The organism is Polynucleobacter sp. JS-JIR-II-b4 (assembly GCF_018687815.1).
GTDB lineage: Bacteria > Pseudomonadota > Gammaproteobacteria > Burkholderiales > Burkholderiaceae > Polynucleobacter.
The window spans coordinates 1,278,812-1,291,823 of the sequence record NZ_CP061306.1 but is presented as its reverse complement, the minus strand read 5'-3'; the positions used below and the strand labels follow the sequence as shown (position 1 = coordinate 1,291,823).

Genomic DNA, 13,012 nt, shown 5'->3' with positions numbered 1-13,012 from the left:
TTCTTAAGCTAGTGCTGTTACATGTACTTCTGTTGTTGGTACAGGCTTAAGGTGATTGGCAAATTGCTCTGAAGCCGCTCTCCAGGAGAATCTCTCCGCATGTGCGCGTGCTACTTCGCGAGGAATTTTGAGGGCCTGCATGCAAGCCTCACGCAAGTCTTCGTTCATGGCGCCAGAATTGGAGTTGCCTAAGACATCAATAGGGCCAGTAACAGGATAAGCGGCTACTGGCGTCCCGCATGCCATGGCTTCTAGTAAAACCAGGCCAAATGTATCGGTCTTGCTAGGAAATACAAATACATCTGCTGCTGCATACACTTTTGCTAACTCATGCTGCTGAAGCACGCCCAGATAGTTTACTTCTGGATATTTTTCTTTGATTCCAGCCATTGCTGGACCGTCTCCTACCACCCACTTTGAACCTGGTAAATCAATCTCTAAGAATGCATTAATATTTTTCTCAACAGCAACTCTGCCCACGTATAAAAAGATGGGATGCGCGGTATTTAAGGCTTTGGAATCTTGCATCTTAAAGATATCCAGATCAACACCTCTTGACCACAACACTACGTTATTTAGACCATAAGCTTCCAGATCATCCTTTACGACAATCGTTGGCGCCATGACAGCCATTGACGGTTTATGAAACCAGCGAATAAAGGCATAGGTAATTGCTAGAGGAATACCGGTACGCGCTTTGACATATTCTGGGAAGCGAGTGTGATAAGCAGTAGAAAAAGGCAGGCGATTTTTAACTGCGTAGGCACGAGCCGATAAACCTAGTGGGCCTTCTGTTGCAATATGCATTGCATCCGGTGCAAATTCTTTAATGCGACGAGCTACTTCTTTGCCCGGGAAGAGTGAGAGGGCGATATCAGGATAGGTTGGGCAAGGAATGGATTTAAAGCCGTTGGGAGTAATCATTTCCACTTGATGCCCCATGGCAGTTAATTCAGCGCGGGTTTGCTTCAGGGTGCGGACCACACCATTTACTTGTGGATCCCATGCATCTGTAATGATCATAATTTTCATAGCGCAGCCTCTTTGATGAGTGATTCGATAGCAGGTTGAAGAGTGATTTGAGGTGATTCAACTGGCTCACCCTTGATCTGTGTCCAGTGAATAATTTTGAGTTCGCCTGTTTGTGTTTCCACTAAGGCAGTAAGGCTCTCGACCCAATCACCATCGTTGCAATACAGCAAGCCATCGATCTCGCGAATTTCTGCTTTGTGAATATGACCACAAACTACGCCATCACAGCCTCTTAAGCGGGCCTCTCTGGCCATGATGTGTTCAAAGTCTGCGATATAGCTGACGGCATTTTTGACTTGATGTTTTAAGTATTGAGATAGCGACCAATACTGCAGCCCCATCTTGGCACGTACCATATTAAAGTAACGGTTTATATAAAGAATGAGCGAATAGAGGTTGTCACCAACGTAAGCCAGCCACTTAGCATATTGCATCACGCCATCAAACTGATCGCCATGAGTTACCCATAGCTTTCTACCATCTACGGTTGTGTGAATGACTTCCTCGACTACCTTGACATCACCAAAAGACATTCCAAAGAACTGTCTAGCGCTTTCATCATGATTTCCGGGGACATAGATGACTTCGGTGCCCTTGCGCGCCTTACGTAAGAGTTTTTGTACTACATCATTATGTGATTGAGGCCAGTAGAAAGACTTCTTTAGTCTCCAGCCGTCAATAATGTCGCCAACTAAGTAGAATTTATCTGCTTCGTTGTGCTTTAGGAAATCGAGAAGGTAGTCTGCCTGACACCCTGATGTTCCTAGGTGTACGTCTGAAATCCAGATGGCTTTGTAATGCATCATGAAACAGTATTAAGCCTACTGAGTATGAAACCAGCATGACAGTTCTAAGACAGTTTTATGACGACGCAGTATTTTCTGAAATTGTTTTATATTCCTACAACATATGAGCCTGAATAAACACTCCAAACAGCCCCCGTTTCAATATTGGGCTTATGCATGGTCGTGGGTTCTGGTGTGGTGTCATGTGATGGCTGGATTGGCGACTCTGTCTTTTCAGTTTCCATTTGCCACTCAGGAAGCTAAAAATGCACATATTCAGAAGTGGTCAAGAAGACTGTTATCTATATTTGGAATTGAATTAAGACTCAGGAATCCAGAAATTCTTCCTGCTACCCCCTATCTACTGGCATCAAACCATATCTCTTGGATGGATATCCACGCTATCAATGCTTTTAAACCTATTCGCTTTGTAGCAAAGTCCGATGTAGAGGGCTGGCCTATATTTGGGTGGATGGCCAAGCAATTGGGTACGGTATTTATCAAGCGTGATAGTGCTCGTCATGGAAAGTATGTTGCTAACGAAGTGAGTGATGTACTTAAAGCTCAGTCTGTTTGCATTTTTCCAGAGGGCACCTCCACAATAGGTGAGGGTGTCCTACCTTTTAAGCCCAATTTATTTGAATCTGCGGTTATTGCTCAAGTGCCAGTCTATTCGCTTGCAATTACCTATAGATCCCTGTCATCTGGCGAGAGAAGTGAAGTGCCTGCATTTGTGGGTGAGATGGGGTTACTGGAATCCATGGCTAAGATCCTGAAGGATCGAAAGCTGATAGTGGAACTAGCCTTCTTGTCACCCTCAGGAGCTAGTCCTGAGGCTTCTAGCGATCGCAAATGGCTGGCTTTGCATAGTCAAGAGGCGATTTCTAATCAATTAAAGGGTAATCAGCCCTCTATGTAACAAAAGTGTCATTTTCCCCCGCTATAAGTATTATTAGGGAAACAATATGACATCAAAACATAACGAAATGGCCGAGTGGTATCGCCGTGCACAAGAAGAGATTCTGGACAGCATGGATGAAGAGCTTGAAATGGAGCTCGATGATGACCGCCTATCTCCTGATGGTGATAGCCATTCACAAATTCCACGTAACGTTTACTTCCGAGAACTCTTTAGACTCCAGGGTGAGTTAGTAAAGCTTCAAGACTGGGTGGTAGAGAACAAGCTTAAGGTGGCAGTCCTATTTGAAGGTCGAGATTCTGCTGGTAAGGGAGGGGCGATTAAGCGCATTACCCAGCGATTGAATCCCCGGGTTTGTAAAGTAGTTGCTTTGCCCGCACCTAACGAACGCGAAAAGACGCAGTGGTACTTTCAACGATATATTTCCCAGTTACCTGCTGGCGGCGAGATCGTTCTATTTGATAGAAGCTGGTACAACCGCGCAGGTGTTGAAAAAGTGATGGGTTTCTGTACGGATTATGAGTATGAAGAATTTTTAAGAACGGTTCCTGATCTTGAGCGCATGATGATTAGTTCGGGCGTTATCTTGATTAAGTATTGGTTCTCTATTTCTGATGACGAGCAGTACAACCGCTTCATGATGCGTATTCACGATCCTTTAAAGCAGTGGAAGTTAAGTCCAATGGATTTAGAGGCAAGAAGGTTGTGGGAGGCCTATACCAAGGCCAAAGAGACCATGCTTGAGCGTACGCATATTCCTGAGGCGCCTTGGTGGGTGGTTGCTGCCAATGACAAGAAAAAAGCACGTCTAAATTGCATTACGCATTTATTGGATCAAATCCCATATAAAGAGATTGATCACCCAGTGATTACCTTGCCAAAACGCGTTCATAACCCGGATTACCTACGAGGGCCAGTACCGCCTGAAATGTATGTTCCTGAGGTTTTTTAAGGACTTATTTTTCGAGCTTAGATAGTTTGCCGTCCCATTTGAAGACGATATCCTTATCAGCCTTCAGCAAGCCCTTATCTTTTCCTGGATATGAAACTCTAGAAAGAAGATCCTGAATCATATTGAGATGAGCAACTTTTTTATCGTTCGCCTTCACAACGATCCAGGGCGCATCTTTGGAACTGGTTTTTTCTAGCATGTCATTTCTACATTTGCTATAGGCATTCCAGTTTTTCTGCGCTTGCTGATCAATCGGGCTAATCTTCCATTGCTTGAGTGGATCTTTAGCTCTATCTGCAAGACGAACAGCCTGTTCCTTTTTTGAGATGTCTAAATAGTATTTGAGAATAGTCATGCCTGAGCTGGCCAAGATGGACTCAAACTCATTTACGGTTCCCATAAAGTTGGCATATTGCGGCTTGGTACAGAAATTCATGACCTTCTCAACGCCAGCACGGTTGTACCAACTGCGATTGAATAGAACAAAGTCACCTTTCTTGGGTAGTTCTGCTACATATCTTTGAAAGTACCATTCAGCAGATTCGCTATCAGATGGTTTGCCAAGTGCAACCACGCGAGTTTCTCTAGGGCTTAAGTGTTGAGTGATGACTTTAATAGTGCCATCCTTGCCTGCCGTATCACGGCCCTCAAGAATGACCAATATTTGATCACCTTTGCTTATTAAACTATTTTGTAGCTTAACCAACTCAATTTGCAATAAACGAAGTTGATCATCATAGCTAGATCGCTCTAGTTTATCTTTGCCTTTTTGGCCCATTAGCTTGCTTCATTGGTAGTGGCTGGCTTTGGAGCGGGCGCCTTTTTAGCAGGAGCTTTCTTGGCTGCCACCTTTTTCGCTGCTGCTTTCTTAGCAGGCACTTTCTTAGGCGCAACTTTTTTGGCGGGTGCTTTTTTGGCCGGAGTTTTCTTCGTTGCTACTTTTTTATCTAACTTATCCAACGCTTTTCCAAGTTTGTCGATGAGCTTTTCTCTATCTGACTCTAATTTATCGAGCTTTTTAATAGCTGCTTAACTAATTTCTTTTGGCTCATGCTGATTCCTGGGTTGATTGTGAATTCGTTGTATTGGCGTATCTTCAATCAATCCTACGTTTAATTTTCTCTATTTTCAAGCATATATGACACATATATGTCAGTTATGTGACATTGATTGTCACTATTATGAAATATATATTTCGATACAATTGGAAATATGAAAAATACTGATGCCATCAAAGCATTCCTGGCCCTGGGTCAAGAGACCCGCTTGAATATTTTTCGCTTGATAGTTCAGCGTGGTGATACTGGATTAACGCCTAGCGAGATGATTGAAAAGCTAGGGGTTGCTAACGCCACACTGAGTTTTCACCTGAAAGAACTAGTAGGCGCTGATTTATTGTCAGTAGAGCGTCAAAGCCGCAATCTCATCTATCGACCCAATGCAGGCTTGGTGCAAGAGTTAAGCGAGTTCTTGCTTGAAAACTGCTGCGGTGGCAAATCATGCGCTCCAGTATTAATCTTGAAAAAGGCGAAGGCTAAATGAAGCAGTTCAATATTCTCTTCTTATGTACCCATAATTCTGCTCGGTCTGTTTTGGGGGAGGCGCTTGCTTCAACTCATGTCAGCGGCAAATTTGTGGGCTACTCAGCAGGATCCACTCCAGGCACTTCAGTAAATCCATTTGCACGTGAGTTGGCTTTGCAGATGGGTTACGACGAATCTAAATTACGCTCCAAGTCATGGGATGAGTTTGGTTTACCGGAAGCTCCAAAGATGGATTTCATTATTACGGTTTGTGATAACGCTGCTGGAGAGGTCTGCCCATTCTGGCCAGGTAAGCCAGCTACCGCCCATTGGGGCTTCCCGGATCCATCACAAGTGCCCGGTACGGATGACGATAAACGCCGTGCATTTAAAGAAGTCATGATTGGCTTAAAAAAACGCATTGATCTTCTGGCGGATATGCCATTAGATCGACTTAACTCACTCAGCCTTCAAGAAATTCACACTAAATCATGAGTACAGTTACCAGCAAACTTTCCTTTTTAGATCGATATCTCACTGTTTGGATCTTTGCTGCCATGGCGGCAGGTATTGGCTTGGGATATTTTGTTCCTGGAGTAGAGGGGTTCATTAATTCCTTTCAATCGGGCACTACCAATATCCCAATAGCCATTGGATTGATATTGATGATGTATCCACCGTTCGCGAAGGTGAAGTACGAAGACTTGCCTGATGTCTTTAGAGACAAGCGGATCTTTGGATTGGCATTCTTGCTCAATTGGATTGTGGCGCCTACCTTGATGTTCTTCTTGGCTATCCTCTTTGTTCCCAATCAGCCAGAATATATGGCCGGATTAATACTCATTGGAATAGCGCCTTGTATTGCCATGGTGATTGTCTGGAACGATATAGCCAAAGGCTCTACGGAATATGCGGCTGGCTTAGTGGCTTTTAACGCCGTGTTTCAGGTGCTGTTCTTTAGTCTGTATGCCTATCTCTTCTTAACAGTTCTGCCACCATATTTTGGCTTTGCAGGCTCTGTTGTCAATATCACCATTGGCGAAATCGCGAAGACAGTTGCTATCTATCTGGGCGTCCCTTGTGTGGCTGGCTTCCTGACGAGATACATTGCCCTCAAATTTGTATCGAGAGAGTCGTATCAAAATACTTTCGTTCCCAGAATAGGCAAGCTCACCTTAATTGCTTTGCTTTTCACGATCGTAGTGATGTTTAGTTTGAAGGGTAAGTTAATTCTTCAGTTGCCAATGGATGTGGTTACCATCTCAATTCCATTGTTAGTCTTCTTTGTGGTGATGTTCTTACTGACATTCTTTATCACCATCAAAATGGGCATTGAATATAAGCGTTGCTGCACTTTATCGTTTACGGCATCTAGTAATAACTTCGAGTTAGCTATTGCCGTAGCTATTGCGGTATTTGGAATTAACTCTGGAGCAGCCTTTGCGGCAGTGATTGGACCCCTGGTGGAAGTGCCTATTATGGTTGGTCTTGTCTCGGTTGCTCTCAGGCTTAAAGAGAGGTTCTTTCGGGCTTAATGCTGTAAATTCTCGCTTTTCATAAGTTGGAATAAGATAGAATTCATTTATCTCCTATCTGTTGGGCAGCATTTAAAATGTTAAGTCGCTATTTATTTCTACTAATATGTTTGCTATTAGCGGCCTGCTCCACACCAGTCAGTCAGTTTGGTGTGTACAAGCAATCAGATGGCACGGTTGGGGTTCATGCGCCCAAAGATGCAAAAGAAAATGAAGCGCAAGAAGTGGCACTTGAGGAGTGTAAAAAACTGGGGAAGAGAACTGCGACGATTGTAGAAAGCAGAAAAACGGTCAATGACCGTTTTCCCTTAACTTATATCTATCTTTGCAGATAGTGGCGATTAGTTAGCTCGCCATTGATTGGTTCTTAGCTAAGCAACCACTTCTTAATCGACTTGTTGACGCACATCGCATCTAAAGCAAGGCCAAAGAACTCAGAACCATTGGTCACCATGCTTTCGATTGCCTCCACTTTGCCAGACTTGATACCACGCAAATAGGTTGCAGCACGGTAACGCAAGAAGTGCTCAGTTTCACCATTTTCATTCTCGGTTGGGCAGATTTCTAGACTGCCATAGCGAGTTTCTGGGTTAATGTTGAGAACAGCTAGGCTCAAAGCCCCAACCAATTTCTCGGGCACTGGGATAGGCACATAGGAGTAGAGGGAGATCATCATTTCCTCTTCATCTACTTCAATGATGTGATCAATATCCAGCACATCTTTTTCAGTTAACTCAGTTTCGCCAGAATCGCCACCACCAAATGTGGATTCAAACTGCAACATAGCAGTATTGCTTCCCTTGGAGATCTCGATCATGTCAGGGTAGCCAAGCAAGCCTTTCCACCAATACATCAGCGAGAAAGTGCAGGGTTTTACTTCAACCAATCCCTTGTTGGTAGACTTTGCAAAATACAGACCGTAAAACTCATCATCTAGCTCAAGACCATATTGGTCTACTTTAGGCGATTTAGATGAAGCAGGTTTTGTAGTCTTCTTGGCAACTTTCTTCGCTGCTGGCTTTTTGGCCGCAGGTTTCTTTGCCACTAATTTTTTAACTGCTACTTTTTTGGCAGCAGGCTTCTTTGCAGCCACTTTCTTGGCTGCTGGTTTTTTCACTACCTTTTTGACCGTCTTTTTACTTGCTACTTTCTTAGCGGCAACTTTCTTGACAGCTTTTTTAACAGGGGCTTTTTTTACCACCTTGGTAGCTACTTTCTTTTTTGCTGGAGACTTCTTTGTAGCCATGGTTTATTACCCTTCTTTCGGTAGTTATCGTGCTTGATGCACTATCTGATATTACTGCAAATTCCCTGGGGAATTCGCCTTTCCTATATGGGGTTTTTCCTGCGGATTACAAGGGTAGGGGTGAAATAAATAGATGGACGTAGCCATTGTTCTTGCAATGCAGGGTTGCTACACTAAAAGCGTGAAGTTTTGTCTAACCTAAATATGAAGAGGGTCTATGTTTCCTGAATATCGCGAACTCATCACCAAGCTGAAAACGACAGATCGTCATTTCTCACATTTATTTGATAAGCATAACAATTTAGATCAAAAGATCCAAAGAATGGAATCCCATTCAGAGCCAAGTACCCCAGAAGAAATCGAGACCTTGAAAAAGGAAAAACTCCTTTTAAAAGACCAGATTTATGCCGTCTTAAAGAAGGCTAGTAACTAGCTAAGTAACTAATTAACTAACTAAGCAAGCATTGATTTAGAAAAGTCTAGATACAAAATACTTCTAGGCTTTTTTCAGGAAACAGGCTTTGAGTAGCATATTGCCCGCTTCTGTTTTGCAGTCGACTTCATGATCACCTGATACCAGACGAATCCCTTTAATCTTGGTGCCAACCTTCAGGGTGGTGGAAGAGCCTTTGACCTTGAGGTCCTTAATGAGGGTGACTGTATCGCCATCTGCCAATAAATTTCCATTGGCATCTTTCACAATGAGCCCAGCCTCAGCCTCTTCTGCAACAGCAGCCATAGGCCATTCATGACCGCACTGGGCACAAACGTAATTTTCCCCATCGGGGTAGGTCATATCTTCCTGGCAGGCAGGACACTTTGGTAGATTATCTGTGCTCATTGACTCATTTTAGTCTACAGGTGATCAGTCTTGTCCCGCATTTAGCACTCGATTTAGAATGGTTAGGTGAATAAAACCCTGAAGATTATTCTTATTGCTCTGATAGGCTGTCTTGCCATAATAGGTTTGGGTGCATGGTATGCATCATCTTTTGTAAATCCTGCCCAGGTAACCAAGCTCCTAAGTTCTTCGGTCAAAGATGCTACTGGGCGTGAGTTGAAAATCGCCGGTCCAGTAAGTCTGAGTCTTTTCCCATCAATTAGCGTAAAAGCCGAACAGGTGTCTTTGAGCAATGCCTCATGGGCAAGCAATCCTGATATGTTTGTATTCAAGCATATTGAATTAGATATTAGGATACTTCCGCTTCTGAAAGGTAGCGTTGAAATCAGCAGAATCGGTATAAGAGGATTAGAGGCAAACTTACAAACCAATAAGGCTGGGGAGGGTAATTGGAATCTCACTCCACCTACGATAGTTGCCAGTGGTTCGGCAGCACAGTCTGCAACTAGCGACTCTTCTAATAACGCGCTAGTCTCTATTAAAACTGTTGATGTCGTAGATGCGCGCATCAATTATCAAGACGGAGAAAAAGCAGCCAGCCCGATTAGTATTCCTAAACTTTCTTTAGACGGTGGCGATGGGAAGTCTACGATTTTGGTAGATGTTCAGCGTACTAACTACACCCTGAATCTAAAGGGTAAAACAACTTCACTGCGTAATGCTTACTTCGCTTGGAATCAATCTCCAGTAAACCTAGATCTCGATTTAGTTCTAACCTTAAACGGTAAGTCGCTTGCAATTACGGGCGACATTGATAAGAAGCCAGATCTATTGCCAAAATTCAATATCAACCTCAATTCAAAATCCTTTGATTTAGCACCCTTAGCGGGTTCTGTTGTAATTGCTGGATCAGCTGGAAAAACTTCCACGGCATCCACTCATAAGGCCCAAGGAAAGTATTTATTCTCCGATGACGCGCTGCCTTTTGATCTTTTGCCTTTGGCTGATGGCCTTATTAATATCAATATTGCTGAGCTTGGGATTCCTCATCAGGCGCCGTTTACGAACTTCAAAACGACACTCCAATTTCAGAAAGATAGGATTGATGCGAGCGATGTTAGCTTTAATATAGGCAAGGGAAGTGCCCAAGCACAGCTGTCCATTACTCAGTTCACCGGCCCTGCGCCTAAGATTTCTGTGAAGGGTATTGCCAAAGACTTTACCTTGGAACAAATTATTGCCGTCACTGATTCAAGCGCTAGAGTTTCTGGTGGTGATGCAAAAGTCGCTTGGAACTTGCGGGGAAGCGGGATGAGTTTGCATCAAATGGCTAGCCGAGCTGATGGTGCTATTCAGGTTTCAGTAGGACAAAGTAAATTAGATTCGAAGTTCATCAATAAAGGCGGAGACTTTGTCATCACTGTAATAGATGCAATCAATCCGATGTATAAGAAATCCAATCAAACTACTTTAGATTGTGCAGTTGCCTACTTGCCCATCAATAGTGGGATGGTGAATATTCAGAATTCAGTTGGGGTAGAGACTGATCGTCTTGATATCACCTTAGCGGGCTCGATCAATCTTGCCAACGAGGCTCTCAATATCAGCATTAACCCAAGAGAAAAATCAGGACTCACAACGGGTCTAGATTTAGGTGGTCTTGTCAAAATTGAGGGAACTCTGAAAAACCCGCAAACTGGGGTGAATAAAGCAGGGGTGGTGAATAGTGCCGTCTCGATTGGGCTGGGTTTCTTAACCGGCGGTATTAGTATCGCGGCGGAAAATGCTAAATCATTGGCGACCAAGTCGCAGCCCTGTAAAACAGCGCTGCACCCTTGGTCTGATATCTATCCTGCAAGCAAGTAAGAGAGACTAAGTCTAAGAATTTCTTAGAAAACTAAGCCACTGACAAAGAGGCTGAACAAAGAAATAAAGATGCTGGCAAAAAATGCGGTCCAGAAGCTAGAGATCGTAAAGCCACTCACCACTGCAGAAACCAGCATCAATACCAAAGCATTAATCACGAGCAAGAAGAGGCCCATGGTTACTACTGTTAATGGCAGCGTGAAAAGTATAAGTAAAGGTTTAACGATGGCATTGGCAAATCCCAATAGGAGGGCGGCAATTAATAATGAGCCACCATCCGCAAAGCGCAGACCACTGAAAATATAACTTGCGACCCAAAGGGATAAAGAAGTTAAGCCCCATTGGACTAGAAATAGAGTTAAGTTGCTCATGAATGATTCCTTTGCTGGTGTTGTAAGGGGTTTAGGCCTAGTGACTATATTAGCAGTTGATTAATAGTGCGGGGGGATTTCATCCTGAGAACTTGCGCCGCCACCGCCGCTGCTGCTGGCTTGTTCTTTGATGGCCTTTAATTCGCGGTACAGAAATTCGATTTGCTGTTGCTGTTTATAGACGGTCTCATTGAGCTTTTCAATTAAGTCTTCTGTAAAGCTCAATTTGATTTCTAGATTAGTGATGCGTTCTTCTGACATAACTTACTTTCTATTCTGAGATAAGCTCAAAGCGCCCATCTTCCATTTCTGCTTTGGGTCTAATCCAGAAATCATGTGATTGCATGGATTCGTAAACGTAGGCTGGCTCAAGATTTGCCTCTATGTTGGCCAAGAAGACCACCTTATAAAATCCACCAGTCTTAATGTGGCGCAATCTACTGCCTGGCTTAAAGAGGCCATCGTCAGGATCGGCCATTTTAGGTTTATTCATGTCAACAATGCACTTTCTCGGTATGATCTAGCGATGGCAAATTCCATCCCATACTCCATTCTAGATATATCTCCGATTCCCCAGGGTTTTACTGCTGCCGATGCACTGCGCAACTCTTTGGATGTGGCAAGGCATGCCGAAAAATGGGGCTATACCCGCTACTGGGTAGCAGAGCATCACAATATGACGGGTAATGCGAGTTCTGCAACCGCAGTCTTGATTGGTTATATCGCAGCTGGCACCTCTCATATCCGAGTAGGTTCTGGTGGTGTGATGCTGCCTAATCATGCTCCTTTGGTAATTGCTGAGCAATTTGGCACCCTGGAAGCTTTATATCCAGGAAGAATTGAGCTTGGCTTGGGTCGTGCACCCGGTACCGATCAAATGACCGCCAGGGCATTGCGTAGGGACTTATTGGGGAGTGATGATCGCTTCCCGCAGGATGTCCGTGAGTTACAGCATTATTTTGGCCCGTTACAAGAGGGGCAATCTGTAAAGGCGATACCAGGAGTAGATAGCAATGTTCCTATCTGGATTTTAGGTTCTAGTTTGTATGGAGCTCAATTAGCTGCTCACTTTGGCTTACCTTATGCCTTCGCTTCTCACTTTGCGCCAGAGCAACTTTTAGAGGCAATGAAGATTTATCGTGAGCTCTTTAAGCCATCTGCACAACAAGATAAGCCCTACTCAGCATTTGTGATGAATGTAGTTGCTGCGGATACCGATGAAGAGGCTCAATATTTATTTACCACTCTGCAACAGAACGTCATCAGGATGCGACGCAATACACGCGGGCAGCTACCACCTCCAATTACTGATATGAATGAATTTTGTGAGCCTCATGAACGAGCAGCTGCAGATCATACCTTGCAGGTTTCAGTAGTGGGTTCACTGGAGACAGTAAAGAAGGGGATGCGTCGTTGGTTGGATCTGACTGGCGCAAACGAAATCATCTTGACTGGGCAAATTTTCGATCATCAGGCTCGTCTCCGATCATTTGAGATTGCCGCACAAGCCGCACAAAGCCTATAAGATCGCTGCGTTGTAATCTGCGGTAATCAATACTTGTTCTTTTGCAGCCTGATTCGCAAATCGCAGCACTGCATTGTCTTTGCTGATTAAGATGCAGGGCTTTGCAGTGTAAGCAAGGTCTAAAAACACTTGGTCATCTAGGTCTTGGCATATCCAGGGGGCTTTGGCTAAGTTTTTATCATCCATGATTCTTGCTAAACCATGCCATTGCTGGCGAATTTGCTCTTGTTGCACTTCATCGAGCGAAAACAGGGGGCGAGCAATCACATCAGCAAATTCTTCTAAAGTATTTGGAGTTGCGAGTGCATCTATTTTGCCTTCGATCAGCGCTTGCTTTAAATGAAGCGCTCTAAAGTCATTAAAGACAAAAAGATCTAGCAAGACATTGGTATCGAAAACTACTACCTTCATCTCTAA

At 43.9% G+C, this 13,012-nt stretch carries 18 protein-coding genes; 8 read left to right on the top strand and 10 right to left on the bottom strand.

Annotated features, from left to right (window positions below):
• Positions 1–3: 3 nt before the first annotated feature.
• Together ICV90_RS06525 and ICV90_RS06520 are read right to left on the bottom strand one after the other, a co-directional pair.
• A complete protein-coding gene (locus tag ICV90_RS06525; protein ID WP_215357282.1) occupies positions 4–1,032 on the bottom strand; it encodes a glycosyltransferase family 1 protein in 1,029 nt (342 codons plus the stop codon).
• Positions 1,029–1,838: a UDP-2,3-diacylglucosamine diphosphatase gene (locus ICV90_RS06520; RefSeq protein WP_370623812.1), complete on the bottom strand. Its 810-nt coding sequence runs from the start codon at positions 1,836–1,838 to the stop codon at positions 1,029–1,031. The genes ICV90_RS06525 and ICV90_RS06520 overlap by 4 nt, the downstream gene beginning before the upstream one ends.
• Before the next feature lie 103 nt (positions 1,839–1,941).
• Here ICV90_RS06520 and ICV90_RS06515 point away from each other — a divergent pair, with 103 nt between their 5' ends.
• Together ICV90_RS06515 and ppk2 (ICV90_RS06510) are read left to right on the top strand one after the other, a co-directional pair.
• Positions 1,942–2,736 carry a 1-acyl-sn-glycerol-3-phosphate acyltransferase gene (locus tag ICV90_RS06515; RefSeq protein ID WP_215357280.1) on the top strand — a complete coding sequence of 265 codons (795 nt, stop codon included), beginning with the start codon at positions 1,942–1,944 and terminating at the stop codon, positions 2,734–2,736.
• A 46-nt stretch (positions 2,737–2,782) separates the two neighbouring features.
• Positions 2,783–3,688: a polyphosphate kinase 2 gene (ppk2, locus tag ICV90_RS06510; protein WP_215357278.1), complete on the top strand. Its 906-nt coding sequence runs from the start codon at positions 2,783–2,785 to the stop codon at positions 3,686–3,688.
• A gap of 4 nt (positions 3,689–3,692) precedes the next feature.
• Here ppk2 (ICV90_RS06510) and ppk2 (ICV90_RS06505) read toward each other — a convergent pair whose 3' ends face one another.
• Together ppk2 (ICV90_RS06505) and ICV90_RS06500 are read right to left on the bottom strand one after the other, a co-directional pair.
• Positions 3,693–4,466, bottom strand: a complete 774-nt coding sequence (gene ppk2 / locus ICV90_RS06505) for a polyphosphate kinase 2 (protein ID WP_215357276.1) — start codon at positions 4,464–4,466, stop codon at positions 3,693–3,695.
• Entirely contained in the window at positions 4,466–4,648 is a 183-nt protein-coding gene (locus tag ICV90_RS06500; RefSeq protein WP_215357274.1) for a hypothetical protein, read from the bottom strand. The genes ppk2 (ICV90_RS06505) and ICV90_RS06500 overlap by 1 nt, the downstream gene beginning before the upstream one ends.
• 252 nt (positions 4,649–4,900) lie before the next feature.
• On the opposite strand from ICV90_RS06500, the gene ICV90_RS06495 reads away from it, so the two are divergent.
• Genes ICV90_RS06495 through arsB form a run of 3 tightly spaced genes read left to right on the top strand, consistent with a single transcriptional unit; the run spans position 4,901 to position 6,746 of the window.
• On the top strand, positions 4,901–5,230 hold the full coding sequence (locus ICV90_RS06495) for a helix-turn-helix transcriptional regulator (protein WP_215357272.1): 330 nt from the start codon (positions 4,901–4,903) through the stop codon (positions 5,228–5,230).
• Positions 5,227–5,706, top strand: a complete 480-nt coding sequence (locus tag ICV90_RS06490; RefSeq protein ID WP_215357270.1) for an arsenate reductase ArsC — start codon at positions 5,227–5,229, stop codon at positions 5,704–5,706. Before ICV90_RS06495 ends, ICV90_RS06490 begins: the two co-directional genes overlap by 4 nt.
• Entirely contained in the window at positions 5,703–6,746 is a 1,044-nt protein-coding gene (gene arsB / locus ICV90_RS06485; protein WP_215357268.1) for an ACR3 family arsenite efflux transporter, read from the top strand. The genes ICV90_RS06490 and arsB overlap by 4 nt, the downstream gene beginning before the upstream one ends.
• 367 nt (positions 6,747–7,113) lie before the next feature.
• Here the strand turns inward: arsB and ICV90_RS06480 are convergent, their stop codons facing one another.
• The gene (locus ICV90_RS06480) at positions 7,114–7,992 is read right to left on the bottom strand and encodes a hypothetical protein (RefSeq protein WP_215357266.1); all 879 of its coding nucleotides are present in this window, start codon (positions 7,990–7,992) and stop codon (positions 7,114–7,116) included.
• 217 nt (positions 7,993–8,209) lie between these two features.
• Here ICV90_RS06480 and ICV90_RS06475 point away from each other — a divergent pair, with 217 nt between their 5' ends.
• The gene (locus ICV90_RS06475) at positions 8,210–8,425 is read left to right on the top strand and encodes a YdcH family protein (protein ID WP_215320203.1); all 216 of its coding nucleotides are present in this window, start codon (positions 8,210–8,212) and stop codon (positions 8,423–8,425) included.
• Positions 8,426–8,488: 63 nt separating this feature from the next.
• Here ICV90_RS06475 and ICV90_RS06470 read toward each other — a convergent pair whose 3' ends face one another.
• Positions 8,489–8,833, bottom strand: coding sequence for a zinc ribbon domain-containing protein YjdM (locus ICV90_RS06470; RefSeq protein WP_215320201.1), 345 nt, complete (start codon positions 8,831–8,833; stop codon positions 8,489–8,491).
• 66 nt (positions 8,834–8,899) lie between these two features.
• Between ICV90_RS06470 and ICV90_RS06465 the strand changes: the two genes are divergently transcribed.
• Positions 8,900–10,699 (top strand): AsmA family protein, encoded by a 1,800-nt coding sequence (locus tag ICV90_RS06465; RefSeq protein ID WP_215357264.1) that lies wholly within the window; start codon positions 8,900–8,902, stop codon positions 10,697–10,699.
• 23 nt (positions 10,700–10,722) lie between these two features.
• Here the strand turns inward: ICV90_RS06465 and ICV90_RS06460 are convergent, their stop codons facing one another.
• The 3 genes from ICV90_RS06460 to ICV90_RS06450 are packed head-to-tail and all read right to left on the bottom strand — an operon-like array spanning position 10,723 to position 11,563.
• The gene (locus ICV90_RS06460; RefSeq protein WP_215320197.1) at positions 10,723–11,070 is read right to left on the bottom strand and encodes a phage holin family protein; all 348 of its coding nucleotides are present in this window, start codon (positions 11,068–11,070) and stop codon (positions 10,723–10,725) included.
• 60 nt (positions 11,071–11,130) lie between these two features.
• A complete protein-coding gene (locus tag ICV90_RS06455) occupies positions 11,131–11,331 on the bottom strand; it encodes a SlyX family protein (RefSeq protein WP_215357262.1) in 201 nt (66 codons plus the stop codon).
• Between the two features lie 10 nt (positions 11,332–11,341).
• A complete protein-coding gene (locus ICV90_RS06450) occupies positions 11,342–11,563 on the bottom strand; it encodes a hypothetical protein (protein ID WP_215357260.1) in 222 nt (73 codons plus the stop codon).
• A 33-nt stretch (positions 11,564–11,596) separates the two neighbouring features.
• Between ICV90_RS06450 and ICV90_RS06445 the strand changes: the two genes are divergently transcribed.
• The gene (locus ICV90_RS06445) at positions 11,597–12,595 is read left to right on the top strand and encodes an LLM class flavin-dependent oxidoreductase (RefSeq protein WP_215357258.1); all 999 of its coding nucleotides are present in this window, start codon (positions 11,597–11,599) and stop codon (positions 12,593–12,595) included.
• Here the strand turns inward: ICV90_RS06445 and ICV90_RS06440 are convergent.
• Entirely contained in the window at positions 12,590–13,006 is a 417-nt protein-coding gene (locus ICV90_RS06440; RefSeq protein ID WP_215357256.1) for a putative toxin-antitoxin system toxin component, PIN family, read from the bottom strand. The genes ICV90_RS06445 and ICV90_RS06440 overlap by 6 nt on opposite strands.
• Between the last annotated feature and the right edge of the window lie 6 nt (positions 13,007–13,012).